The 23,528-nt window shown below is 71.9% G+C and carries 23 protein-coding genes; 10 read left to right on the top strand and 13 right to left on the bottom strand.

The features are described 5' to 3' along the window. Nucleotides 1-52: 52 nt before the first annotated feature. Nucleotides 53-490 (top strand): antitoxin, encoded by a 438-nt coding sequence (locus ACFSVL_RS37215; RefSeq protein WP_378311287.1) that lies wholly within the window; start codon nt 53-55, stop codon nt 488-490. Between the two features lie 767 nt (nt 491-1,257). Here the strand turns inward: ACFSVL_RS37215 and ACFSVL_RS37210 are convergent. The 3 genes from ACFSVL_RS37210 to ACFSVL_RS37200 are packed head-to-tail and all read right to left on the bottom strand — an operon-like array spanning nt 1,258 to nt 3,425. Beyond that, on the bottom strand, nt 1,258-1,887 hold the full coding sequence (locus tag ACFSVL_RS37210; RefSeq protein WP_378311285.1) for a class I SAM-dependent DNA methyltransferase: 630 nt from the start codon (nt 1,885-1,887) through the stop codon (nt 1,258-1,260). A gap of 33 nt (nt 1,888-1,920) precedes the next feature. Continuing rightward, nucleotides 1,921-3,033, bottom strand: coding sequence for a DUF1648 domain-containing protein (locus tag ACFSVL_RS37205; RefSeq protein ID WP_378311283.1), 1,113 nt, complete (start codon nt 3,031-3,033; stop codon nt 1,921-1,923). Then, nucleotides 3,030-3,425 carry a GntR family transcriptional regulator gene (locus ACFSVL_RS37200; protein WP_378311282.1) on the bottom strand — a complete coding sequence of 132 codons (396 nt, stop codon included), beginning with the start codon at nt 3,423-3,425 and terminating at the stop codon, nt 3,030-3,032. The genes ACFSVL_RS37205 and ACFSVL_RS37200 overlap by 4 nt, the downstream gene beginning before the upstream one ends. A 36-nt stretch (nt 3,426-3,461) precedes the next feature. On the opposite strand from ACFSVL_RS37200, the gene ACFSVL_RS37195 reads away from it, so the two are divergent. The 3 genes from ACFSVL_RS37195 to ACFSVL_RS37185 are packed head-to-tail and all read left to right on the top strand — an operon-like array spanning nt 3,462 to nt 5,493. Beyond that, nucleotides 3,462-3,830 (top strand): hypothetical protein, encoded by a 369-nt coding sequence (locus ACFSVL_RS37195; RefSeq protein WP_378311280.1) that lies wholly within the window; start codon nt 3,462-3,464, stop codon nt 3,828-3,830. Then, entirely contained in the window at nt 3,827-4,708 is an 882-nt protein-coding gene (locus ACFSVL_RS37190) for an ABC transporter ATP-binding protein (protein WP_378311278.1), read from the top strand. Before ACFSVL_RS37195 ends, ACFSVL_RS37190 begins: the two co-directional genes overlap by 4 nt. Then, on the top strand, nt 4,705-5,493 hold the full coding sequence (locus ACFSVL_RS37185; RefSeq protein ID WP_378311276.1) for an ABC transporter permease: 789 nt from the start codon (nt 4,705-4,707) through the stop codon (nt 5,491-5,493). The genes ACFSVL_RS37190 and ACFSVL_RS37185 overlap by 4 nt, the downstream gene beginning before the upstream one ends. Here ACFSVL_RS37185 and ACFSVL_RS37180 read toward each other — a convergent pair. Next, nucleotides 5,486-6,370 carry an ornithine cyclodeaminase family protein gene (locus tag ACFSVL_RS37180; protein ID WP_378311274.1) on the bottom strand — a complete coding sequence of 295 codons (885 nt, stop codon included), beginning with the start codon at nt 6,368-6,370 and terminating at the stop codon, nt 5,486-5,488. The two genes, ACFSVL_RS37185 and ACFSVL_RS37180, sit on opposite strands and share 8 nt — an antisense overlap. A gap of 93 nt (nt 6,371-6,463) precedes the next feature. On the opposite strand from ACFSVL_RS37180, the gene ACFSVL_RS37175 reads away from it, so the two are divergent. The 3 genes from ACFSVL_RS37175 (at nt 6,464) to ACFSVL_RS37165 (ending at nt 11,923) form a co-directional block, all read left to right on the top strand. Continuing rightward, complete coding sequence (locus ACFSVL_RS37175; protein ID WP_378311273.1) at nt 6,464-7,102, top strand: GntR family transcriptional regulator; 639 nt, start codon at nt 6,464-6,466, stop codon at nt 7,100-7,102. Beyond that, a complete protein-coding gene (locus ACFSVL_RS37170) occupies nt 7,099-8,313 on the top strand; it encodes an MFS transporter (protein WP_378311271.1) in 1,215 nt (404 codons plus the stop codon). Before ACFSVL_RS37175 ends, ACFSVL_RS37170 begins: the two co-directional genes overlap by 4 nt. Nucleotides 8,314-8,557: 244 nt before the next feature. After that, nucleotides 8,558-11,923: a S8 family serine peptidase gene (locus ACFSVL_RS37165; RefSeq protein ID WP_378311269.1), complete on the top strand. Its 3,366-nt coding sequence runs from the start codon at nt 8,558-8,560 to the stop codon at nt 11,921-11,923. Between the two features lie 49 nt (nt 11,924-11,972). Here the strand turns inward: ACFSVL_RS37165 and ACFSVL_RS37160 are convergent, their stop codons facing one another. Beyond that, nucleotides 11,973-13,034, bottom strand: a complete 1,062-nt coding sequence (locus ACFSVL_RS37160; protein WP_378311268.1) for a TetR/AcrR family transcriptional regulator — start codon at nt 13,032-13,034, stop codon at nt 11,973-11,975. 87 nt (nt 13,035-13,121) lie between these two features. Here ACFSVL_RS37160 and ACFSVL_RS37155 point away from each other — a divergent pair, with 87 nt between their 5' ends. The 3 genes from ACFSVL_RS37155 (at nt 13,122) to ACFSVL_RS37145 (ending at nt 15,521) form a co-directional block, all read left to right on the top strand. Further along, nucleotides 13,122-14,258: a cytochrome P450 family protein gene (locus tag ACFSVL_RS37155; protein ID WP_378311266.1), complete on the top strand. Its 1,137-nt coding sequence runs from the start codon at nt 13,122-13,124 to the stop codon at nt 14,256-14,258. 86 nt (nt 14,259-14,344) lie between these two features. Further along, nucleotides 14,345-14,938, top strand: a complete 594-nt coding sequence (locus tag ACFSVL_RS37150) for an HdeD family acid-resistance protein (RefSeq protein WP_378311265.1) — start codon at nt 14,345-14,347, stop codon at nt 14,936-14,938. 43 nt (nt 14,939-14,981) lie between these two features. Beyond that, on the top strand, nt 14,982-15,521 hold the full coding sequence (locus ACFSVL_RS37145) for a DUF6069 family protein (RefSeq protein WP_378311263.1): 540 nt from the start codon (nt 14,982-14,984) through the stop codon (nt 15,519-15,521). Between the two features lie 22 nt (nt 15,522-15,543). Here the strand turns inward: ACFSVL_RS37145 and ACFSVL_RS37140 are convergent, their stop codons facing one another. The 8 genes from ACFSVL_RS37140 to ACFSVL_RS37105 are packed head-to-tail and all read right to left on the bottom strand — an operon-like array spanning nt 15,544 to nt 23,510. Further along, complete coding sequence (locus tag ACFSVL_RS37140) at nt 15,544-16,335, bottom strand: hypothetical protein (protein WP_378311261.1); 792 nt, start codon at nt 16,333-16,335, stop codon at nt 15,544-15,546. Next, nucleotides 16,332-16,511, bottom strand: a complete 180-nt coding sequence (locus tag ACFSVL_RS37135; RefSeq protein ID WP_378311259.1) for a hypothetical protein — start codon at nt 16,509-16,511, stop codon at nt 16,332-16,334. The genes ACFSVL_RS37140 and ACFSVL_RS37135 overlap by 4 nt, the downstream gene beginning before the upstream one ends. A 20-nt stretch (nt 16,512-16,531) precedes the next feature. After that, on the bottom strand, nt 16,532-17,980 hold the full coding sequence (locus ACFSVL_RS37130) for a hydrogenase large subunit (RefSeq protein ID WP_378311258.1): 1,449 nt from the start codon (nt 17,978-17,980) through the stop codon (nt 16,532-16,534). Further along, the gene (locus tag ACFSVL_RS37125; RefSeq protein ID WP_378311256.1) at nt 17,977-19,440 is read right to left on the bottom strand and encodes a proton-conducting transporter transmembrane domain-containing protein; all 1,464 of its coding nucleotides are present in this window, start codon (nt 19,438-19,440) and stop codon (nt 17,977-17,979) included. The genes ACFSVL_RS37130 and ACFSVL_RS37125 overlap by 4 nt, the downstream gene beginning before the upstream one ends. Further along, on the bottom strand, nt 19,440-20,078 hold the full coding sequence (locus ACFSVL_RS37120) for a hypothetical protein (protein WP_378311254.1): 639 nt from the start codon (nt 20,076-20,078) through the stop codon (nt 19,440-19,442). The genes ACFSVL_RS37125 and ACFSVL_RS37120 overlap by 1 nt, the downstream gene beginning before the upstream one ends. Further along, nucleotides 20,075-21,037 carry a respiratory chain complex I subunit 1 family protein gene (locus ACFSVL_RS37115; RefSeq protein ID WP_378311252.1) on the bottom strand — a complete coding sequence of 321 codons (963 nt, stop codon included), beginning with the start codon at nt 21,035-21,037 and terminating at the stop codon, nt 20,075-20,077. The genes ACFSVL_RS37120 and ACFSVL_RS37115 overlap by 4 nt, the downstream gene beginning before the upstream one ends. After that, nucleotides 21,034-23,034 carry a proton-conducting transporter transmembrane domain-containing protein gene (locus tag ACFSVL_RS37110; protein ID WP_378311250.1) on the bottom strand — a complete coding sequence of 667 codons (2,001 nt, stop codon included), beginning with the start codon at nt 23,032-23,034 and terminating at the stop codon, nt 21,034-21,036. Before ACFSVL_RS37110 ends, ACFSVL_RS37115 begins: the two co-directional genes overlap by 4 nt. Next, nucleotides 23,031-23,510 carry an NADH-quinone oxidoreductase subunit B family protein gene (locus tag ACFSVL_RS37105; RefSeq protein ID WP_378311248.1) on the bottom strand — a complete coding sequence of 160 codons (480 nt, stop codon included), beginning with the start codon at nt 23,508-23,510 and terminating at the stop codon, nt 23,031-23,033. Before ACFSVL_RS37105 ends, ACFSVL_RS37110 begins: the two co-directional genes overlap by 4 nt. Nucleotides 23,511-23,528 lie beyond the last annotated feature (18 nt).

The raw sequence follows: 23,528 nt of genomic DNA, 5'->3' as shown, positions 1-23,528 counted from the left end.
CCGGGTACCCGCCTGGTATCCATGTGTCACGAATAGATCAAGGAGGATTTCGATGAGCTTTTTCGACCAGGCCAAGGACAAGATCCAGGAATTCGCGGGCAACAACCAGGACAAGGTCGGCCAGGGCGTCGACAAAGCCGCCGAATTCGTCGACGAGAAAACGGGCGGCCAGCACGGCGACCAGATCCGCCAGGGCGCGGACAAGCTGAAGGAAAGCTTCGGCGGCGGGCAGCAGGGCGAGCAGGACCAGGGCGGTCAGCAGGGCGGTTTCGACCAAGGCGGCCAGCAGGGCGGCTTCGGTCAGGGCGACCAGGGCGGCCAGGGCGGCTTCCAGCAAGGCGGGCAGCAGGACTTCGGCCAGGGCGGGCAGCAAGGCGGCTTCGAGCAAGGAGGCCAGCAGGGCGGCTACGACCAGGGCGGTCAAGGCGATTACGGCCAAGGCGACCAGGGCGGCCAGCAGGGCGAGCAGCAGTGGGGCAACCAGCAGTAACGACGGCGGCTCCGGCCGGAGTCCTCGCGCCGGGCGCATCCGCCGACGGCCGCGCGAATCGGCTGCGGCAAGCCAACCGCGCGCGGCGGCGGCCTGAGTCGGCCGCGGAAGCCAGCCGCAGCGGACAGCCGCCCAGACGGATCGCCGCAAGCGAACCGTGCGGGCCAGCGATCGGAGCGAACCGCAGCAAGCAATCCGCGCGGATCAACGGGCCGCAGCCAGCCGCGGAAGTCAGCCGCGGCAAGCAAGTCGCGCGGGCAACCGCAGCCAGCGGCGGAAGTCGGCCACGGCAAGCGAACCGCGCGGGCACCCGCAGTCCGCGGCAGAAGTCAGCTGGCGGCGGCCGAAACGTGCGCGTCGGCAACCGCGGTCAGCGGCGAAAGTCGGCTGGCGGCAAGCGAACCGCTCAAGTCAGGAGCCGCGGGCATCAGTCACGGGCCGCGCGAATCGGCAGCTAGCGTCCGCCGAGGCAAGCAGACCCGCCGATCCGGCGTACATCCGGTCAAGCGAATCGGCGGCCCGCATTCGCCGCGGCGAGCGGGCCCGCTGATCCGGCAAATGTCCGGCAATCGTCCGGCTGCGGCCCGGTGTCATTCGGCTGACCACCGAACCGGCCGCACCGAACGGGAGGGACGGCATTTTCCGCGCAATTCCCGGCGTGTTCACCCGGACCGCGCGAAAATGCCGTCCCGTTTTTCCCTCCGCCCGTCCGGGCCACTGAAGGTATTTCACGATCCCGTGGTCGGCGGCGCTTTTTCCGAATCCGGTCAGACGGGTTTGCGGGCCAGGATCAGCAGGTGCTCCTCCGGCTCCGCCCCGGGTTTGTCCGGCTCGAACGTCTCGGCCCGCGTCCCGGTGACCTCCAGCCCGGCCGCGCGCACCCGGTCGGCCAGGGCGTCCGCCGGGAAGCTCGTCACCCGGATCGAGTGGCCGAGGAAGTCGATCGGCACATCTTCGATGTCGGCGGGTACCGTGACCAGCGCGAACCTTCCGCCCGGCGCCAACCATCCGGCGATGCGGCCGAGGACCTGCTCCGTCTCAGCGCGCGGCAGCTGCACGAACGAGAAGAACGCGCACACCGCGTCCCATGTCCCGGGGTCCGACTCCCATTCCCGCACGTCGGCTTGCACGAACTCCGCCGATGGCACCTGCCCGCGCGCGATCCGCACCATCTCCGCCGACACGTCGATCCCAGTCACCCGGTGTCCGGCGGCAGCCAACTCAGCCGCGGCGGGGCGGCCGGTCCCGCTGCCGACGTCGAGCACCCGCGCTGACGGCGGCAGTACCGCGAGCAGCTCCCGCATCGCCGCTTCCACCACCGGCCGATGGCCGAACGCCTCCTCGTACCTGGCACCGATCGCGTCGAACAGTTCCGCGGTGGTCAGCTCCTCGGACATCCCGGTCTCCCCTCGCCGTCGAAGGAACCCAGGCTAGCGGCCCTTGGCGGGCAGTTCGATGACGCCGAATCCGGCCAGCACAGCGAACGCCCCAATGGCCGCGAGGATCGCCCAGCTGATCGGGTGGCCTAGGTTGAGCGTCCAGGCGACGCCCGCGCGCCGGTGCACGAGAAGGGCCGGGTCGCCGCGGTTGACGTAGACCTGGCCCGCCAGGTGCCAGTACCGGTCGTCGTCGCGCTGGACGCGGCTGGAGTCCTCGTCCTCGGAGGGCAGCCGATGCCCGGCGTCGCCGACCCGGAACGCGAAGGCCACCCACGCGAGCACAGCGGCGGCGAGCGGGAGGTAGCTGACGACTGTCACGCCCGTCGTGGCCGGGACGATCTCCCACACCTGCAGCGACGCCACGAGCAGGCTCGCGGTCACGCACCCGGCGGTGCCGAACAACAACCGCAGCACGCCGGCGAGGTACACCCGGTACCGGGCGGCCGAAGCGGCCGGTTGCGCTGCATCGAGTTCCGGCCGCGCACGCGGGAGGGCGAGGCCGAGCAGTCCGACGAGAACGGTGATCAGCAGTTGCGCGATGACCGTCGCGAACGCTTGGCCGAACGTCGTCTCGCCGCGCTGGGCGGCATCGATGAGCACTCCGTTCGGCATCGGCAGGGTCGCGGGCAGATCGCCGTACCGCCAGGCTCCGACCGCCGCCGTGATCCCGGACAGCACCGCCGCCGGGGCCAGGTATATCCACTGTGGACGGACGGGGTCGGTGCGCAGGGAGGTGTCGGTCGCGACGGCCTGGCGGGTGCCGGAATACCAGTCGCCGGAGCGTTTCGCGGCGGCGACTGTGCGGTGCGCTCGGTATCCGAGCCCGCAGCAAGCGGCCGCGAGGACCGGGGCCGCGAAAACTGCCGCCGACTCCCAGCGCAGTCCGGCCGAGGCGAAAGCGACCAGGACGACCGTGAGGGTGCCCGCCACCAGCACTCCGCGGGCGTAAAGACGGTGCGCGCGGAGGATCGCCGGCTCGGCAACGCGCGCCGCCGGAACCCGCACGCCGAACGGGATCGTCGGACGGCTCAGCGCGGGCGCCGACCAGAACGCGGCAGCCAGCAGAGCGAGCAGCGCCAGGTCCACCAAGACCGACGACGTCACGACACAGTCCTCACACGGAAGGACTCAAGCACCGCGCCGCAACGGCCGGTCACCTCGTCCGCATCCAGCCCGAGCGCGACCGCCTCGGCCAGCAGCGTCCGGAGCCGTTCCTGCCATTCGTCGGCGAAGCCGGGTTCGGCCGGGCCGGACCGGGCGTCGCGGCGGATCACCGCGCCGCTCTTGCGGTTGATCCGGATCAGGCCCTGCGCGCGGAGCAGGTCGTAGGCCTTGTTCACGGTGTGGAAGTTGATGCCGAGGTCGGCGCCGAGCTGCCGCGTGGACGGCAGCGTGTCGCCCTCGGCGAGGTCGCCGTCGGCGATCGCCTCCACCACCCGGTCGCGGATCTGCAGGTAGATCGGAGCCTCGCTGTCGAGATCCAAAGTCAGCAGCACCCGTCCAGGATATCTGCTATACATCTAATAGAACAGATGACGCAGGGGGTGGTGGCGATGGCAACGGCCGAGATCGTCGGCGACGGGCTCCGGGTGCGGTTCGCCCGCTGGGAGCAGCTCGCGGTGCGGCGGGACGAGATCACGGTCCCGCTGGCCAGGATCGAGACAGCCGAACAGATCGGGAATCCGCTGGCCCGCACGCGCGGCGGGCGGATCGGCATCCTGGTCAGCGGGGTGTTCAAGGTCGGCGTCTGGGGGATCGGCACCGGGACGCGCCAGCTGGTGTCGGTGCGCCGGTCCGGCCCGGCGCTGCGGGTCGTCTTCGACGGCGGGAAGTACCGCGAACTGCTCCTCAGCCTGCCCGACGCGGCCGAGCTCGCCGAGGCGATCAAGGCCCGCGCATGAGCATCGCGGTCGAGAACCTGACCAAGCGGTTCGGCGAGGTACCAGCGGTCGCGGACCTGACGTTTTCCGCCGGTCCCGGGGAAATCACCGGGTTCCTCGGGCCGAACGGCTCCGGCAAGACCACCACGATGCGGATGCTGCTCGGCCTGGTCCGGCCGAGCGCCGGGACCGCGACGATCGACGGCGTCCGGTACGCCGAGCTGCCGCATCCAGTCCGCACCGTCGGCGCTGTGCTCGACGGGGCCGACCCGCACCCGTCCTGCTCCGCGCGCGAGCACCTGCGCGTTTACGCCGCGATGGCCCGGCTGCCTCGCCGACGCGTCGACGAGGTGTTGGAGCAACTGGAGATGACGGCCTTCGCGGGACGGCCATCGCGCGACTACTCCACCGGCATGCGGCGACGGCTCAGCCTCGCGACCGCGTTGCTCGGCGACCCGCAGGTGCTGGTGCTCGACGAGCCGGGCAATGGACTGGACCCGCAGGGCATGGCGTGGCTGCGCGACCTGCTCACCGGGTTCGCCGCGAGCGGCCGCACCGTGCTGATCTCCAGTCACGTGCTCAGCGAACTGGAGCAGATCGCCGGGCAGGTCGTGGTCATCCGCGACGGCCGCCTCGTCGCCACCGGCACTCTCGCGGAGCTGTCCGTCGCGCCCGAGGCGGTCGCGCTCGTCCGCTCCCCCGACGCCGACGACCTCGCCCGGGCGCTGGGCGGAACCACCGAGCGGATCGAACCGGATCTCCTTCGCGTCTCCGGGCTCAGCACTGCCGAGATCGCGGACCGGGCGGCCGCGGCCGGCCTGCGGATCCACGAACTGACCCCGGAAAAGCCTGGCCTGGAACAGGTTTTCCTCGCCCTTACCGCAGGAGAGCGCCGATGATCGCCGCGGAACTCCGCCGCCTGCGCTCCACCCGGCTGTGGCTGTGGGCGCTCATCACCGCCGCGGCGTGCGGCGGCGGCCTGGTCGGGCTGATCGGCTTGATCGGCCCGCAGCACGTCCAGCCGCCGATGCCCGGTCTCGACACCGCCGCCGGAGTGCGGAACGTGCTCGGCATGGCGACCGTGACAGTCCTGTTCCCGGCCGTCTTCGGCACTGTTGCGATGACGTCGGAGTACCGGCACCGCACGATTTCCGTCACGTTCCTCTTCGCACCGCGCCGCTGGCGGATCCTCACCGCGAAACTCGCGGCGTTCGCCGTCGGCGGCCTCTGCTACGGCGTCGTCACCGCGACAGCCGCCGGGCTCGCGCTGTACGGAAGCGCCGCTTTCCACGGCGTGACAGTCGGTCTCGCACCCGCGACCGTCGCCGAACTGCTCCTCCGGATGGCCGCCGCGATGGCGATCTACACCGTGCTGGGCGTCGGAATCGGCGCGCTGCTGCGGAATCAGGTCGCTGCGCTCGCAGTCGTGATCGGCTACCTGTACGTCGCCGAGATCGCGCTTCTCGCCATTCCCGGCGTGAACACGATTTACCCGTACCTGCCCGGCGGAGCGACTGCCGCGCTCACCGAATTCGGCTACCTCACCGACGCGCTGGCCCAGCAGACCGGCCACGCGGGCGGACAGTTGCTGCCCACCGCGGGCGGCGCGCTCGTTCTCCTCGGCTACGCACTGGTCGCCGCCGGGCTAGCGGTCGCTTTCCCGCTCCGCCGGGACGTCACCTGACAGCTTCGTAAGTGGCCGCGGCGACCACCAGATCCTCCCAAGCCATCCCGACGCTCTTGAACAGCCGAGGCCCCGACGGCACCGTTCGCCCCGCAGCCAGCGCGGCGAGCGGGACCAGATCCTCTGCGACCAGAGCACCAGATTCCAGTGCCAGCACTACATCCCCGGCCTCGCGAGTGGCCGCGCCGATGCCCTCGACGACCACTGTGGACCGTCCAATCAGGACATCGTCGACTTCCCGCGCTTCCGGCTCGTGCGAACCGACGGCGACCACGGTGGCGTGTTCCGGGACCTTCGCGCCGTCGAAGACCGGGGTCCGCGACGACGTACAGCACACGATCAGGTCGGCCTCGGCTACGTCGTCCGGCGTTCCGGTTCGCGCGAACGGGTACTGCGCGGCGAAGGCTCGCGTCCGTTCCGCATTCCGGCCGACCACCACGACCTCGCGCACCGGCCGCACGGCCCGGAACGCCTCGATGTGGCTCTCCGCCTGCGGGCCGGTCCCGAACACCACCAGGCGTTCCGCGTCCGGTTCGGCGAGCAGGTCCGCCGCCACCGCAGAGACCGCCGCAGTGCGCACCGAGGTGAGCGCGACGCCGTCCAGGAGCGCCATCGGCGTGAGCGTGGGGCCGTCCATCAGCAGGTAGTGGCCTTGGATCCGCGGCAGGCCGCGCGCCGGGTTGTCCGGTGCGACGGAGGCGACCTTGACCCCGGCGTAGCGGTCCCAGAAGGCGGGCATCAGCAGAAACTGCCCGGTGGGCACGGGGACGACGGACCGCGGCGGATCCTGGTCGGGGTCGAGGCCGCCGGCGAGGGCCGCGCGGACCGCATCGACGGCTTGCTGGACGGTGGGCCGGGCATCGAGGAGCAAACGCACTCCCGGAGCATCGCACAGGGCACCGACAGAACAGTTGAGCCGCAGGTCACAACGCCTTAGATACAAGCTGGGATGCATGTTAGCGTCGCAGCCGTGAACGCCGTGAAACCCGCCGCCGACCGCGCCTACCAGCTCACCAAGGAGCTGGTCCTCACCGGCGAACTGCCCGGCGGGCATCTGTTCAGCGAGGGCGAGATAGCCGAGCGCCTCGGGGTCAGCCGGACGCCGGTGCGCGAGGCCTTCCTGCGGCTGCAGGTCGAAGGGCTGCTCAACCTGATCCCGAAGCGCGGCGCGATCGTCGTGCCGATCACCCCCGGCGAAGCCGAGGACGTGCTCGAAGCCCGCGAAGCCGTCGAAAGCGCCGCAGTACACCGGCTGGCCCGCCGTCCGGAGCTGATTCCGGACGCGCTGGAGAAGCTGCGCGCGGTCCTGGACACGCAGCGCAGGCACGCGGAAGCGGGCGACGTGCCCGCATTCGCCGAGGCGGACCAGCTGTTCCACCGCACGATCGTCGAAGCCGGCGGCAATGCGCTGCTGCTCACCTTCTACTCGACGCTCGCCGACCGGCAGCGGCGGATGAACGTCCACGCGCTCGCGCCGATCCCGGCCCGGCTGCCGCAGGTCGTCGGCGAACACGAAGAACTGCTCACCATCATCGCGCAGGCCGAGACGAAGGCCGACACCTTCGCGCCCGCCCTGCGCGCCCACCTGGATTCGGTGCACCGTCGATGACTACTACAGCTGAGCGCGCTCCCCTGCCCGAAGCCACCACCCGGCCCGCCTGGTTCCCGGCCGCCGCGGCGGTGTTCGCGGCCGGCTGGGGCGGCAATCAGTTCACCCCGCTGCTCGTGATGTACCACGCCGCCGGCTACTCCGCGTTCACGGTCGACGCCCTGCTCGGCGCGTACGTCGTCGGCCTCGTGCCCGGGCTGCTGCTGTCCGGCGGACTGTCCAATCGGTACGGTCGCCGCCCGGTGATGCTCGCCGGCACCGCGCTTTCCCTGCTGGCGAGCCTGTTGCTGGCGCTCGGCCCGCTCGGCGTGGCGTGGATCGCCGCCGGCCGGTTCCTCTCCGGCATCGCGGTGGCGGTCGCGATGGCCGTGGGCTCCACCTGGATCAAGGAACTCGCCGACGCCGACCCGCACAGCGCCGCCGACCTCGGCACCCGCCGCGCCGCGCTGTGCCTCACGCTCGGGCTCGGCATCGGCCCCGGGGTCGCCGGGGTGCTCGCGCAGTGGGGTCCGTGGCCGATGGTCCTGCCCTATCTGGTCCACATCGGACTCGCGCTGGTCGCACTGGCCGCGATCACCCGCAGCCCGGAAACGCTCACCACCCGGACGGATTCGGTCCGCGCCGCGTTGCCCGCCACCGCCCGGCATCCGCGGTTCCGCCGGGTGATCCTGCCCGCGGCGCCGTGGATCTTCGGCTCGTGCGGCGTGGCGTACGCGATCCTGCCGCAGCTCGTCCAGCCGAAGACCGGGTCGTGGGCGCTGGCCTACTCCACCTTGCTCACCGTCTGCGCGATCGGCGCGGGCGTCGGGATCCAGCCGATCGCCAAGCGGGTCGACCGCTCCACCAGCGCCCGGGCTGTGCTCACCGGAATGACGGTGCTGTGCGCCGGACTTGTCCTGAGCGTCGTCGCGGCGGCGGAAGAATCGCCGTGGATCGCACTCGGCGCGGCAGTGGTGCTCGGCGCCGCTTACGGCATCGTCGTGGTGTCCGGATTGCTGGAATTGCAGCGCCTCGCCCGGCCCGGCGAAATCGCGGAACTCACCGGCGTGTACTACGCGCTGGCGTATGTCGGATTCCTCTTGCCGTCACTTTTAGCGGCACTGAACGGAGTAGCGGGCTACCCGGTGCTGCTCGCCTGTGTCGCACTGGTCGCCCTCGCGGGAACCCTTGTGGTGACCCGGCACTCGCGCCGGCACCTGCCCCAGGACTGACCCGGATTCCGGCAAACGGGACCGAATGCGCGGCGGCGCGGAAATTCGGTCCCGTTTGCCGGTTTTGTTTCCCACTATTGTCTCTTGTGGACCGCGGAGGATTCGGAAAGAGTTCTGACTGCCGGGAAAACGAGCGTGCGACGAGTGCGCCCGATTTCGTCGGGGCCGGTAACTCACGAACCCTTCTAGCAGGAAGTGGGAACCGCACATGGGGCGTTCCTCGCGATCCGTTCGCGCCCTGGTCATGGCTGCGACCGGCAGCCTGGTGCTGGCCGGGGTCACCCAGCCCGCGCAGGCTGCCGCGGCGACAGCCGACAGCGCGCCGCAATCGGTGATCGTCGTCCTCGCGGACCAGTTGCCCAGCGCGCCGCCCACGAAGGCGGCCTCGGACACTCGCCGCGCCAAAGCCACCCAAGAACAGGATTCGGTGCTCGCCAAGCTCACCGGCGCGGCACCGGCCAAGGTCAAGCACTTCGCGCTGGGCAACGCGTTCTCCGCCACCGTCACGCCCGCGCAGGCCGCGCAGCTCGCGCACGACCCGGCGGTCGCGCAGGTGCTGCCGGACAGCAAAGTGACGCTGCCGGACACCAAACCGAGTGCACCGGCCGCCGCGCCCAAGGCAGGCGGACCGGCCGCGCAGGCCACGCCGAACGCGACCTGCCCGGCTGACCCGGCGAAACCGTTGCTGGAGCCCGAAGCGCTGACCTCGATCCGCGCGTACAGCACCACCGGTGGGAAGAGCGCATCCGACCTGGCCAACGGAGCCGGCGTGAAGGTCACGTTTCTCGCCGACAACATGGACCCGAACTACGCCGACTTCATCCGGCCCGACGGCAGCCACGTTTTCTCGGACTACCAGGACTTTTCCGGCGACGGGCCGAACACGACCGACTCCGGGGCCGAGGCGTTCGGCGACGCTTCGTCGATCGCCGCGCAGGGTGTCGTGGTGCACGACCTGTCGAAGTTCGTGAACGAGAAGCACCCGCTTCCGGCGGGCTGCAACATCGTCGTGAAGGGCGTCGCGCCGGGCGCGAGCCTGGTCGGGCTGAACGTTTTCGGCAAGACCGCGACCAACTCCGCGGTGCTGCAGGCGATCGACTACGCGGTGACCGTCGCCCACGTCGACGTGATCAACGAGTCGCTCGGCCTCAACCAATACCCGGATTCCAGCTCCCGCAACCTCTTCCAGGTCTTCAACGACCAGGCCGTGGCCGCGGGCGTCACGGTGACCGCCTCCAGCGGCGACGCGGGCACCACGTCCACGATCGGCAGCCCGGCCACCGACCCGCTGGTGATCTCCACCGGCGCGACGACCGACAACCGGCTGTACGCGCAGACCGGCTACGCGGCTTTCCCGTTCTCCAACGGGAAATGGGTGAGCGACAACATCTCCGCGCTGTCCTCGTCCGGCATCACGCAGAACGGCCGCACCATCGACCTCGTCGCACCCGGCGAGGGCAACTGGGCCGACTGCTCGCCGGCGTACGCGGAATGCCGCAACTTCAACACCGTTCCGCAGCCGACCGACCTGGAATCCTTCGGCGGCACCAGTGAATCCGCCCCGCTGACCGCCGGGGTCGCCGCGCTGGTGATCCAGAGCTACCGCAACGCGCACCGCGGCGCATCGCCGACGCCCGCGCAGGTCAAGCAGATCATCACCAGCACCGCCCGCGATCTCAACCTCCCGGCCGACGAGCAGGGCGCTGGCCTTCTCGACGCGCGCGCGGCGGTCGAGGCTTCGCTCACCGCTCCGGGCTCGACCGGCGCACCGGCGGGCGTCTCGTCGAACATCACGCTGTCGGCCGACCAGTTGACGCTCGAAGGCGCGCCGGGCAGCACGCAGCAGGCATCGGTGAAGGTCACCAACTCCGGCACCAAGCCGCTGACGGTCAGCACCGGCACGCGGACGTTCGCCCCGATGGGCACGCAGGCGCAGACCACCGCGTTCGACTCGACCAAGCTGCCGACGTTCCCGTACTTCAACGGCACGAACTGGGCGTACAAGAAGGTCACGTTCTCGGTGCCGAACGGCGCGCAGCGGCTGTTGGCGCGGATGGCCTGGCAGGGCAGTCCGAAGACGGTCAATGGCCAGTCGGTCACCCCGGTGGTGCGGCTGACGCTGCTCGCGCCGGACGGGACTTTCGTCGCCAACAGCCGTCCGCAGGGCGGAGCCGCGACGGCGAACTACGCCAACGTGGACGTCGCGCGACCGGCGGCGGGCACGTGGACCGCGGTGCTGTACTCGGCGTCCGGACCGGCCGGCTACACCGGTGACGTCCAGCTGGCGACCACCGCGCAGCGCGCCGTCCCGTACGGCCAGGTGTCGCCGCAGATCCTGCAGCTCAAGCCGGGCCAGACGAAGCCGGTGCACGTCTCGCTGCAGACCCCGGCCAGCGGCGGCGACGCGGACTACTCGATCACCTTCGGCAGCTCCGACGGCCACCAGACGACCGTGTCGGCCGTGCTGCGCGCGCTGATCCCGACGAAGAACGGCCCCGGCGCGTTCAGCGGCACGATCACCGGCGGCAACGCCCGCGCGGTGTCGCCCGCGCAGACGTTCTCCTACGAATTCGACGTGCCGCGCGGCAAGCGGGACCTCGATGTCGCGGTGAAACTGCAGGATCCGGGCACGCTGCTCAACGGCGTCCTGGTCGACCCGAACGGCGAGCTCGCCGACGTGAACAGCAACGCCTACCTCGATTCGGCCACCACGCTGAAGCAGGGCACCGGCCTGCAGCTCGTCGACGCCAACCCGCTGCCCGGCCGCTGGCACCTCGTGCTCGTCGTGCAGAACCCGGTGACCGGCAAGCAAATCGACCAGCCGTTCACCGGAACCGTCGGCTTCGACCAGGTCTCGGCCAGCGCTCCCGCGCTGCCGCAGTCCGCGTCGCTCCCGGCGGGCAAGGCGGTGACCGTGCCGGTGACGGTGCGCAACACCGGGGTCGAGCCGATCGCGATCGGCATCGACGCGCGCACGGCGGCCCGGCAAACGCTGCAGCCGCAGCCGATCCAGGGTTCGACCGAGGTCGACCTGCCGGAGCTGAACGCCAACGCGCCGGTGTACTCGATCCCGCCGGAGACGAGCCAGTTCACCGTCGCGACGTCCTCGACCGTGCCCGCGCAGGTGGAGATCCAGGGTTCGGCGGCGGGCATCGACGTGCTCGGCGACCTGAAGTCCGCGCAGAACGGGAGCACGGTGTCGGTCGCGACGATCGGCGAGAAGACCGGGTACGTCACCAAGGGCGTCTGGTTCGCCGACGTGCAGGAGATCGGCCCGTTCGGCCAGGAAGGCGCGCCCGCCGGGCGTTCCAGCTACACGGCGTCGATCCAGACCGCGGGCTTCGACAGCTCGGTGACGTCGTCGACCGGCGACCCGTACGGCCAGTCGGTGGACCCGAACGGCACCGGCGGCACGCCGCAGCTGGTGAAGCCGGGCGAGACCGCGACCGTCCTGGTGACGATCACGCCGTCCGGCAAGCGCGGCGACAAGGTGGCCGGGCACCTGAACATCGTGACCGTGCCCTCGCTGCCGACCGGCGTGACCGGTCTGCCGCAGGTCGGAACCGGTGAGGTGCTGGCGACCCTGCCGTACAGCTACCGCATCGGCTGACGTTCCGTGAGGGGAACCCTGACGGACTCTGATTCCCTCAGGGTTCCCTTCACGGACTTTCCGCGGGCTCGGTGCTCGTCGCGGCGGCGTGGCAGGCGCCGAAGCCCTCGGCACGCAGCAGGATTCGTCCATTGTGGACTCGGATGGCGGTCTCGGTCGCGTCGCTGACCGCCGAAACGCCTGCCGCCGCGGCGACTGCGCCGGTCTCGTCCACGACTACCCGCACGCGCGGCCAGGCCTGCTCCGGACAGGACTTCTTGAGCAGGCCCCGCAGATCCGCCAGCACCAGGCTGGTCAACGGCACCAGCTCCGCCGGCTGGCCGGTCACCACGACGAGCGTGACGTCCTCGGCCGCGCGCAGGGCTTCCTCCACCGCGGACAGCCGGTGCAGGCCGATCACCGCGACCACGCCGTCGCCGTCGATGCGCGCCGGACGCGCTCGCAGCGCGTCGAAAACCTCTGGCGGGGACCAGGTTTCCCCAGCCGCCCGCGCTTGCGGCACGATCGGCGGCTCCGGCCAGGTGTCGGCCAACCCCAGCGTGGGCAACGCTTCGCAGGCACGCACAACGTTGAACGGCTCGCCGAACCCGGGTGCGGCGGCCGCGAGCTGGCTCGCCCCGTGCAGCATCGTCAGCGCCGCTTCCGCCACCCGCACCAGGCGTCCGGACGACGGCGAAAGCCGTTCCAGCGCCAGGCCGAGCACGATCGCGTCGAACCGCAGCAACTGCGCGTACGGACGGTGGGTGAGTTCGTCGGCGAGGATTTCCGGCAGCAGGTCGACGCCGAGGCGCGCGTCCGGGTCGGTGGCCAGCGGCAGCCGGGCGACCCAGGCGCGGGCGAGCGCGCCGAGCACCTCCGCCGGGGTCAGGCCGGCGTCCGGTTCGGGCGGCCGGGCGGCGAACCGCTCCGCCTCCGCCGCGAGCACGGCGAAGTAGAGCGCGCGTTTGCCGGGGAAATTGGAGTAGACCGCGCCGCGGGTCAGCTCGGCGCGTTCGGCGATCACGTCGATTTTGGCGTCGCGGAACCCGCGTTCGGTGAACTCCTCGCGGGCGGCGGCCAGCACCTTCGCCCGGTTGCGCTCCTGCGTCTGCGCCCTGGTCAGCCGCGCCATCGTGGGTCCTTCCGGTCGGCTCCTTGCCAAGATACCGCCACCATTCATATGATGAGATCATCTGAATTGAACATCTGGAGGTCTCTGGTGTCCCCCGTCCCCGAACTCGACCTGACCGATCCGGCCGTCACGAGCGACCCGTTCACCGCCTACGGCGCCGCCCGCGAGCAGGGCCCGGTCGCCAAGCTGACCGGCCCCGGTTTCCCGCCGATGTGGGTGCTGACGCGGCACGCCGAGGCGCGCGCGATGCTCACCGACCCGCGCTTCGCCCTGAGCGAGGCCAGCTACCAGCGTCCGGACGTGCCCGAGCACTGCCGTCCGTATCTGCGGACCATGCAGGAGATGGAAGGCGCCGAGCACGCCCGGCTGCGCCGCCTCGCCACGCCCGCGTTCGCCGCCCGGCGCGCGCTGGACTTCCGGCCGGAGATCGAGAAAATCGTCGCCCGGTACCTGGACGCGCTGCCCGCGGAAGGCCCGGTCGACCTGCTGACCGAGTTCGCGCGGCCGCTGCCGATGGAGGTCATCTGCTCGCTGGTCGGCGTGCCGGAAGCCGAACGGCCGCGCTGGCACGAATACGGCTCGGCGGTCGTCCAGGTGTCCGGCGACGAGTTCGCCACCGCCGTGCCCGGGATCATCGACAGTTCGCGGACGCTGGTCGCGCATCCGGACAGTGCGATGCTGGCACATCTGACGAATGCGGGCCTGACCGAAACGGAATCCGTCGCGCTCGTCTGGCAGCTCGTATTGGCCGGGCAGACGCCGGCGAACTTCATCGCCAATTCCGTGGAAACCCTGCTTTCGCATCCGGATCAGCTCGCGGTGCTGCGTGCGGAGCCGGAATTGTGGCCGGGCGCGGTCGAAGAATTGATGCGCTGGTGCGGTTCGCAACTGCTGACGATTCCGCGGCGAGCGACCGAAGACCTCGATCTGCACGGCGTGCGGATCGGCGCGGGCGAGCCGGTGACCGCGTCGATCGCGGCGGCGAACCGGGATCCGCGCGTGTTCGCCGACCCGGACCGCTTCGACGTGCGCCGCTCGGCGGGCGCGCACCTCGGTTTCGCGCACGGACCGCATTTCTGCCTCGGCGCGTCGTTCGCGCGGGTCCAGGCGGAGGTGGCGCTGACCGCGGTGCTGGACCGGTTCCCCGGATTGCGGGTGCTGGAGGCGAAGCGGGTGCCCGACCCTGGCACCTGGCGCCTCGCCGGGCTGACGGTCGCTTGGTAGCGCCCTCGATCGGGTGAGGTCCCGGCGGCGCGGCCCCGGTCCGGCTACCGTTTCGCCAGGTCAGCACGACACCCCGGGAGGCAGCCATGACCACGCCCACTCCGCCCGTCCTCGGCTTCGCGGTGCTCGACCCCCGCCGCGCGTGGCCGCTCGTGCTCACGCGCGGGATCCTGGGCGTCCTGTTCGGCGTGCTGGCGCTGGTGTGGCCCGGGATCACCGTGCTGGCGCTGGCTTTCCTGTTCGGGATCTACGTGCTGATCGACGCGGCCGGGGCGCTGATGCAGGCGTTCCGGCCGGGCGACGGCGGGCACCGGGTCGCGTACGCGCTGCTCGGGGTGCTGGGCCTGGTCGCCGGGGTGCTGACGCTGGTGTGGCCGGGGGTGACCGTGCTGGTGCTGGCGACGCTCGTCGGGGCGTGGGCGGTCGTCACCGGGATCATGGAAATCGTCGCCGCGATCCGGCTGCGCAAGCAGATCACCGGCGAGGCGTTTTTGATCGTGGCGGGCGCGCTTTCGGTGATCGCCGGGGTGCTCGTGCTGTTCCACCCGATCGCGGGCGCGTTCGGCGTCGCGCTGCTGATCGGGATTTACGCGGTGATTTACGGGGTAACCCTGGTGGTCCTGTCGTTCCGGCTGCGCTCGCTGGCGAAATCCGCCGACCCGGCGGAACAGCCGCGGTAGCGGGACAATCGGGACGACCATTTCCGCGACGGAGGGACCGCCGATGGCGCAGCAGTACCCCGGCGATTACGGGGAGGACACCCGGCCAGGAATCGACGCGGCCCGGCTGTGGGCGGGCGGAGTGGCCACCGCGGTGGTCGCGGCGCTCGTGGCGGTGGTCGGCCTGCTGATCGCGCGCGGCATTTTCGACGTGCCGGTACTGGCCCCGAAGGGCGACGGCCTGTGGGGCAAGGCGAGCACGCCGACGTACGCGATCTCCGCGGCCGCCGTGGCCCTGCTCGCGACGGGCCTGATGCACCTGCTGAGCGTGGCGACCCCCGCGCCGGGCCAGTTCTTCGGCTGGATCATGGTGCTGGTGACGGCCATCGCGGTGGTCCTGCCGCTCACCCTGACGGTGGGCATGGAGGCGAAAATCGCGACGGCGGCGATCAATCTGGTGATCGGGCTGGTGATCGCTTCCCTGGTGAGCAGCATGGCGGCCAGCGCGCGGACGCTGCACCGGCGGAAGCGGCGCAACCGGGCCGAGCCTCCGCCGCCTACCCGGCAGTGGCCGGAGGGGCCGACCACGTATTACGACCGCTGAGCGGTTCCGCCCCGATCCGCTGTTAACGCTTCCGAGGCGGCCGCAATGCCTCCTCGATCGCGTCCAGCACCCGGACCGCCACATCCGGATCCGACAGTTCCGGCAGCAGCCGGTCCACCGGGGTCAGCGTCGTCAGCGCGTGTGCGCACGCCCGGTGCACGTCCAGCTGATACAGCGGATCGTTCACCGGCCGCGCGACCAAGCCCCGCCGCAAGGCCGCGAACAGGCCGGGCAGCGGGAGCAGTCCCGCGCTTCGGTCCGGCGCCACCAGCACCGTCCCGCCGAGGTCTCCGGACGCGTCGACCACCACGGTCGCGTTCCGGGCGACCTCGGCCAGCGGGTACCCGGCCGCGTCGTCGCGGCGCCAGGCCACGACCTCCCCTACCCCGGACGCGACCAGCAGCGGCACCAGCAGCGGCATCGTGTCCGAGCCCGCCACCACGACCGTCGCCGCGAACGGTGCGACCTGCAGCCGGTGCGAACGGGTCAGCACAGCGGCGGTCAGCACGATGCCCGAGGTCTCCTCCTCGGTGATCACCGGCACCCCGCCGCTCGCGGCGATGTCTCGTTGTGCCGCACGGGCTTTCGCAGGCTCCGTCCCGGTCAGGTAGACCGCTTCGACCTCTTCGGGCAGGGAGCGCAGCGCGGCGGACAGTTCGCCCGCGTTCCGCGAGCGCACCGTGAAAGCCGATGCCGGCACGCCGGTGTGCTCCCGAATTGCTTGTGCGTCGGAGCGCAGCAGGGCCAGCGAGGGTTCCGGCTCGCCCGGCGCGCTGTCGCCGACTATCGCCAGTCCGGCCCGCAGCCCGTTCATCGGCCGGTCTCGCCCGCGTCCGGACCGTCCAGGTCGATTCCGTTGTGCCGCGCGATTTCCCGCAGCTCGGCCAGCCGCGCGCGGTGGGCGTCGGCTTCGTCCTCGCCCGCGGATTCCAGCGCCTGGCGCGCCGCCGCGATGCCCCGCTTCAGTTCCCGCACGAATTCACTCGGCATACTGCCTCCGGTCGATGGGTTCACAGGTCGTTGCCCGCGTAGGAGAGGTTGAAACTCTTGTTGGCGAGCGGGAAGTCCGGGACGATCGTGTCCACGAGCGCCACCGGCAGCGCTGGCCAGTTGAAGAAGCTCGGGTCGACAACCTTGACCCGGCTCAGCACTCCGCCGGCGAGTTCGGCGCGGTGCACGATCGTGCCGCGCCAGCCCTCGGCCACCCCGACCCCGGAACCGGAACCGGCGGGCACCGGCCGGCTGGCGCCCAGCGATCCGGTCAACTGCTCCACGAGCGCCGCCGAATGGCTGATTTCCTCGGCCCGCACCAGGAAACGGGACAGGACGTCGCCGTCGGTCCGTGTGTGCCGGACTGGTTCGCCCAGGTCGAGGAAGGGGTGCTCGTAGCGCGCGTCCCGGCGGAGGCCGCTGGCCCGCGCGACGTAGCCGAGCGTCCCGAGGTCTGCCGCCTGTTGCGACGAAAGCACCGCTGTGCCCGCGAATCGGTCGCGGACCACGGAATGCTCTACCGCCAGCGCGGCGATCTCCCCGGCGTCGGCCGCCAATGCCCGCACTTTCGCCAGGTCCGGCAGCCGGGCCAGCCGGGCGCCGCCGAGCCGTACACCGCCGCGCAGGAGCCGATGTCCGGTGACTTCCTCGTTGTGCCGCAACAGTTTCTCGCGCACGGTCTGCGCATGCGAGTTCAGCACCGAGTGCCCGACGTCGTTGCACAGCGCGCCGAGATCGGCCACGTGGTTGTGGATCCGTTCCAGCTCCAGCAGAACCGCCCGGACCCGCGCGGCGTCCGCGGGCACTTCCAGGCCCAGCGCGTCCTCCACGGCGAGGCAGTAGGCCAGCGCGTGGCCGACCGCGGTGTCGCCGCTGATCCGTTCGGCCAGCTCGATCCCGGCGTCGGGCGTGCGGCCGGCGAAAAGCGCTTCCAGTCCTTTGTGGACGAACCACAGCCGGGCCTTGAGGTTCAGGATCGTCTCGCCCGCCACGGAAAACCGGAAGTGCCCCGGCTCGATCATCCCGGCGTGCACCGGGCCGACCGGGATCTCCGACACCCCGGGCCCCTCCACCGCGCGGAACGGGTACGGCCCGGCGACCTCGCCGAACTCCGGCGGCGCGCCGGCCCCGGCCCGCATCGGGTACCAGCCGCGCGGCCAGTGGAAATGCCGGACCAGCCGGCGCGGCAGCGGATGGTCGTCGGGGACGATGCCGAACAGGTCCCGCATTTCGCGCTCGAACCGGCCGGCCGGGAACGACAACCGGGCCAGGCTCGGCAGTCTCGGGTCAGCGGCCGGGAGCCGCACCTGCAGCTCGGCCCGGCGGTCGCCGTCGGCCAGGAACAGATACACCGCGCGCAGCTGGTCGCCGTCGTCGTGCCCGGAGACGAGCGCGACGCGGAAACCCTCCGCCAGCAACGATTCCGCCGCCGCGGGCAGCTCCGCGGGAGCCACTTCCCGTACGTTCACGAGCCCCCTCCCCCAGCCTGCACGGCCGCGTCCAGCAACGACGCCAGCGGACCGGTCCAGAACCCGAGCACCGCCGCGGCCGCCAGCGGAACCGCCAGCGCCGCGCGCGTCGCCCACGGCACCGCCACCGGAGCGCGCGCCGCACCGGGGCCGCCGGGCGGTTCGCCCAGCAGCATCCGCGTCGTGTGCCCGGCCAGCGCCGCCGCGACGACCAGCACCAGGACCAGGACGACCGCCGTCGCCCAGCCGAGGCCGCCGGCGAAACCGGCGCGGGCGAGCCCCAGTTCGCTGGCGAACAGGCTGAACGGCGGCATCCCGGCCAGCGCCAGCACCCCGGCGCCGAGACAGCCGGCGAGCACCGGCCCGCGCGCGGCCAGCCCGCGCACCCGGTCGATCCGGCTCGTGCCGGTCCCCTGCGCGACCCGGCCCGCGCCCAGGAACAGCACCGCCTTGACCAGGCCGTGGCCGAGCACGTGCACCAGCACCGCCGCCGTCGCGACCGGACCGCCGACGGCCGCGCCGAACGACACCAGCCCGAGGTGCTCGATGCTGGAATAGGCCAGCATCCGCTTGTAATCGCGTTGGGCGAGCAGCAAAGTCGCGGCCACCAGGAGCGACGCGAGCGCCATCACGAGCAGCAGGCCGCGGGCGAACCCGGCACCGAGCGCGGCGTCGGAGATCACCTTCACCCGCAGCACGGCGTAGAACGCGACGGCGAGCAGCACCCCGGACATCAGCGCCGACACCGGAGCGGGCGCTTGCGAATGGGCGTCCGGCAACCAGGCGTGCAGCGGGGCCAGTCCCGCTTTCGCCCCGAAGCCAAGCACCAGCAGGGTGACCGCGATCCGCGTGACGCCGCTGTCGAGCCCGTCCGCCCCCGCCGCCAGGCCGGCGAGATCGAGGCCGCCTCCGGCGTGTCCGGACGCGTACCCGAGCAGGAGCGTGCCCAGCAGCGCCAGCGCGAGCCCGGCCGAGCAGATCACGACGTACTTCCACGCCGCCTCGACCGCCTTCCGGGTGCGGCTCTGGCCGACGAGGAAGGCCGTCACGACCGTCGTCGCTTCGATCGACACCCACAGCAGGCCGAGGTTGGCGGCGAGCACGGCCAGCGTCATCGCGGCGAGGAACAGGTGGACCAGCAGGCCGTGCCTCGCCGCCGTGCGCGCGGTCGCGCGGCCCGCGGCGCGTTCGGCCGCGAAATGCCCTGGCGTCGCGAGCGTCGCCGGGACCGCGACCGCGCTGATCACCACCAGCAGAAACGCCGACAACGCGTCGGCCCGCAGCAGCCCGCCCAGCGCGGTGACCGGACCGCCTCGCACTACCGTCGTGGCCAGCGCGATCGCGATGGCGAGACTCGCGATCGCGCTCGCCGCGCCCGCCCACAGCATCCCGCGCCGCCACGCGGGCACCAGGAACCCGAGCGCCGTCACCACGGGTACCGCCAAGACCAGGATCGCCATCAGTCGCGCAACTCCCGCAGCTCGCCGAGGTCCGTGCCGCCGAACAGCTGCCGCATCCGGCCGGACAGGATCTGCAGCACGAGGACCGCCAGCAGCACGTCCAGCGACACCCCGATCTCCACGAGCAGCCCCGGATCCGCGCCGAGCAGCAGGCCGGTCGCGGTGATCCCGTTGTCCAGCACCAGGAATCCGACGAGCTGGGACACCGCGCGCCGCCGGGTCACCAGCACGAAGAACCCGATCAGGACCACGGTCAGGCCCACCGGCGAGGCCGCCGACGCCGGAGAAGGATCGAGTTCCACCAGCGGCCGCGACACCGCGTAGGCGACCAGCGCCAGCAAAGCGGCCGACAGCAAGGAAGCTGTCACGTTCACGACCGGACGCGTCTCGCGTCGGTCCGGGCCCTGGCGCGCGGTCATCCGCCGGACCAGCCACGGCAGGACACCGGCGCGCAGGATCAGCAGCCCCGCCGCGGTCAGTCCGGCCTCGACCGAGTCCGCGAGCACCGCGGCCATTCCGGCCAGCGCACAGCCCTGCGCCGCGAGCACCCGCACCAGCACCGGAAGCTCGCGCCGCCACAGCACCAGCACCGCGGTCAGCAGGAACACGCCGCAGACCAGGTAGAGCAACTGGGTCACGAAACCCCTCCCGGCAGGACGAAGGACGCCACCACCGCCAGCAGGGCGAGCAGGAACGAGCCCGCCAGCAGCTCCGGAACCCGGAACAGCCGCAGCTTCGCGAAGAACACCTCGGCTGCCGCGAGCACCACGCCCAGCAGGCCGACCTTCACCGCGAACGCCGCGACGCCGACGAGCAGCGCGGGCAGCGACGCGGAGGTCGCGATCCCCCACGGCACGAACAGGTTGGCCAGCAGGCCGAGGAACACCGTCAGCCGCATCGAGGACGCCAGCTCGACCAGCGCGAGGTCCGGTCCGGCGTACTCCAGCACCATCGCCTCGTGCACCATCGTCAGCTCGAGGTGCGTGGCCGGGTTGTCCACCGGCAGCCGCCCGGTCTCGGCGACCGCCACGATCGCCAGCGCGACCGCCGCCAGCAGGCTCACCGGCGACCCGACCCGCGCCGGATCGTCCACTGTGGACGAAACGATCGCGGCGAGGTCGGTGCTGCCCGCCCGCGCGGACAGCGCCAGGATCGCGACCAGCAGCGTCGGCTCGACCAGCGCGATGACGGTGATCTCCCGGCTCGCGCCCATGCCGCCGAACGCGGTGCCGGTGTCGAGTGCGGCGAGCGCGAGCGCGACCGTGCCGAGCGCCAGCAGCGCGACCACCGCGAACAGGTCGGCCACCGGCGGCAGCGCCGACGCCGTGGTGACGAACGGAGCCGCGAATGCGACGAGCAGCGTCGTCGCCATCAGCAAGACCGGCGTGGTCCGGAAGACCTGGCCGGTACCGCGCGGGGTCAGCGATTCCTTGCGCCGCAGCAGTTTCCGGAGGTCACGCCACGGCTGGCGCACGCCGGCGCCCGCGCGTCCCTCCAGCCGGGCACGGACCTGCCGCATGAGGCCGGTCAGCACCGGCGCACCGGCGACCACCAGCGCGGTCTGCACGACCGCTCCGGCCACGGCGAACCCGGTCATCGCGTCACCGCCAGCAGGATCAGCGCGAGCACCACCGCGGAGAAGCCGTAGCCGAGGTACCGGTGCACGCTGCCGGTGGCCAGCCGCCGCCCGGCGCGGCCCCACGTCGCGACCGCGGCGAGGACCGGCCGGTACAGCACCCGTTCGATCCGGTCCGGCACCTCCCGGCGGTAGGCGACCTGGCGCACGAGGTAGCGCGCTTCGTCGTAATGGCCGACGTCCACATCGGTCTCCGGGCGCACCACATTGTCGAAAACCCGTTGCAGCGGTTCGGCGAACGACGTCGCGGTGTACTCCGCCCTGGCCGTCGCGGGACCGCCGCCGCAGTCCCAGAGCCGCGCTTCCCGGCGCGCCCGGCCCGACGCGAGCATCCGCACCGCCGCGACCACGAGCAGCGCGCCGCCGAGCAAGCCGCCGGCGATCAGCAACGGGGAAACCGTGCCCGAGACCCCGTTCAGCCGCACAGTGAGCAGGTCGCGCGCAGCCGGATCGCCGAAGCCCGCAGCCGCGCCCACTGCGGGCAGCACCAGCGTCGGGAACAGCGCGGGCACCACGCACGCCACCGCCGCGATGCCCATGCCGACGAGCATCGACAGCGGGCTTTCGTGCGCTCGTTCCGCAGCGGTGCCGCGCGGTTTCGCGAGGAAGCCGATGCCGAACGCCTTGACGAACGTCGCCACCGCAAGGCCCGCGGTGAGCGCGACCGCCGCCATCGTGAGCGGCATCGCGACCGCAGTGACCACTCCAGCGACCGGAAGGCCGTGCACCAAAGCCTGCAGCAGCAACCATTCCGACACGAATGCCGTGCCGGGAGGCAGCGCCGAGGCGGCCAGCGCGCCGAGCCCGAACAGGCCGGTGGTCCACGGCATCCGGGTGCGCAGGCCGCCGAGTGCGTCGAGGTCGCCGGTGCCGGTCGCGTGGACGACCGACCCGGCGGCGAGGAACAGCAACGTCTTGAACGCGGCGTGTCCCACGGTGTGCAACAGCGCGGCAGCCAGCGCCAGCCCCGCCGCGACCCGGGCGCCGGAGGACGCGAGCAGCCCGGCCGCCCCGATCCCGGCGAAGACCAGCCCGAGGTTCTCCGTCGTCGAATAGCCCAGCAGGCGCTTGAGATCCGACGCCATGGCCGCCTGGAGGATCCCGTACACCGCGGAGCCCGCGCCCAGCGCGAGCACGACGCCCCACCACCAGCGCGGGCCGCCGCCGAGGAGATCGAACCCGACGCGGAGCACGCCGTATGCGCCGAGGTTGACCATCGCCGCCGACATCAGCGCGGACACGTGGCTCGGCGCCTCCGGATGCGCGCGCGGCAGCCAGGCGTGCAGCGGCACGATCCCGGCCTTCGAACCGAATCCGGCCAGTACGAGCAGGAAGATCGCGCTCGCCGCGGCCGGTGGCGGAGAAGCGTCGCGCAGTACCGCGAAACTGTCGCCACCCGCGAGCGCAGCGAACCAGAGCAGTCCGATGAGGACAGTCACGAACCCAAGATGCGTCATGACTGCGTACCACCGGCCCGCCGACGCGACCGCGGGCCGCAGCCGGTGCTCGGCCAGCAGCAACACCAGCGACGTGACCGCCATCAGCTCCCAGCACACCAGGAACGTGCCGACCGACGCCGCCGCTGGCACCAGCAGCATCGCCACCACGAACAGCGGTTGCACCGCCTGCACCGTGCGGGCGCGCAGCCCGTTTCGCGCGTACCCGATGCCGTACAGGCCGGCCGCGATCGCCACCGCGCCGGTGACGGCGGTGAACAGGCCGCCCATCCGGTCCAGTTCGAGCGAAAACCCGGACAACGGCAGCAGCCACGGAAAACTGGCGTGCGCGGTTTGCCCGGCGAGGGCCGCCGCACCCGCCGCGACCCCGGCCGCGCCCGCGAGCATCGTGCCGATTCCGGACACGCGCGTCCGGGCCCTGGCGGGAGTCACGAGGCTCACCAGCGCTGCCGCCACGCCGCTTGCCACCGCCGTCCCGAGCGCTGTCGCCGCGACGTTCACCGGCCCGTCAGCTTTCGCACCGCCTCGACGATCGCCTCGGGCCGCGGCGGGCAGCCGGGCACTTCGAGGTCGACCGGCACGACGTCGCGCACCGGGCCGGTCACGCCGTAAGCACCGGCGAACACGCCGCAATTGCGCGCGCAGTCCCCAATCGCCACGACCGTCCGCGGCCCCGGCACGGCCTCGTAGGTGCGTTTCAGCGGCTCGGTCATATTGCGCGTGACCGGTCCGGTGACCAGCAGCCCGTCCGCGTGGCGCGGCGACGCGACCAGCCGCGCGCCGTACCGCTCGGCGTCGTAGACCGCGCCGAACGCGGCACCGATCTCGATCTCGCAGCCGTTGCACGATCCCGCGTCGACGTGCCGCAACTGGACCGAACCGCCCAGCTCACGCGCTCGCGGCAACGGCTCCGGCCGCGGCGGCGCGGGTTCGGCGGCCCGCCCGGTCCGGCGGATCGCACGCCACAGCCTCAGCACCGCGCACCCCCGCGCACT

Source organism: Amycolatopsis silviterrae (genome assembly GCF_042684085.1).
Lineage (GTDB): Bacteria > Actinomycetota > Actinomycetes > Mycobacteriales > Pseudonocardiaceae > Amycolatopsis > Amycolatopsis silviterrae.
This window is presented reverse-complemented; position numbering and strand designations above follow the sequence as displayed.

Bases quoted from the DNA above. Each gene is read 5' to 3' on its own strand.
- ACFSVL_RS37215 (WP_378311287.1), top strand. From the start codon at position 53: ATGAGCTTTTTCGACCAGGCCAAGGACAAGATCCAGGAATTCGCGGGC.
- ACFSVL_RS37210 (WP_378311285.1), bottom strand. From the start codon at position 1,887: ATGTCCGAGGAGCTGACCACCGCGGAACTGTTCGACGCGATCGGTGCC.
- ACFSVL_RS37195 (WP_378311280.1), top strand. From the start codon at position 3,462: ATGACGCAGGGGGTGGTGGCGATGGCAACGGCCGAGATCGTCGGCGAC.
- ACFSVL_RS37190 (WP_378311278.1), top strand. From the start codon at position 3,827: ATGAGCATCGCGGTCGAGAACCTGACCAAGCGGTTCGGCGAGGTACCA.
- ACFSVL_RS37185 (WP_378311276.1), top strand. From the start codon at position 4,705: ATGATCGCCGCGGAACTCCGCCGCCTGCGCTCCACCCGGCTGTGGCTG.
- ACFSVL_RS37170 (WP_378311271.1), top strand. From the start codon at position 7,099: ATGACTACTACAGCTGAGCGCGCTCCCCTGCCCGAAGCCACCACCCGG.
- ACFSVL_RS37165 (WP_378311269.1), top strand. From the start codon at position 8,558: ATGGCTGCGACCGGCAGCCTGGTGCTGGCCGGGGTCACCCAGCCCGCG.
- ACFSVL_RS37160 (WP_378311268.1), bottom strand. From the start codon at position 13,034: ATGGCGCGGCTGACCAGGGCGCAGACGCAGGAGCGCAACCGGGCGAAG.
- ACFSVL_RS37150 (WP_378311265.1), top strand. From the start codon at position 14,345: ATGACCACGCCCACTCCGCCCGTCCTCGGCTTCGCGGTGCTCGACCCC.
- ACFSVL_RS37145 (WP_378311263.1), top strand. From the start codon at position 14,982: ATGGCGCAGCAGTACCCCGGCGATTACGGGGAGGACACCCGGCCAGGA.
- ACFSVL_RS37140 (WP_378311261.1), bottom strand. From the start codon at position 16,335: ATGAACGGGCTGCGGGCCGGACTGGCGATAGTCGGCGACAGCGCGCCG.
- ACFSVL_RS37135 (WP_378311259.1), bottom strand. From the start codon at position 16,511: ATGCCGAGTGAATTCGTGCGGGAACTGAAGCGGGGCATCGCGGCGGCG.
- ACFSVL_RS37125 (WP_378311256.1), bottom strand. From the start codon at position 19,440: ATGGCGATCCTGGTCTTGGCGGTACCCGTGGTGACGGCGCTCGGGTTC.
- ACFSVL_RS37115 (WP_378311252.1), bottom strand. From the start codon at position 21,037: ATGACCGGGTTCGCCGTGGCCGGAGCGGTCGTGCAGACCGCGCTGGTG.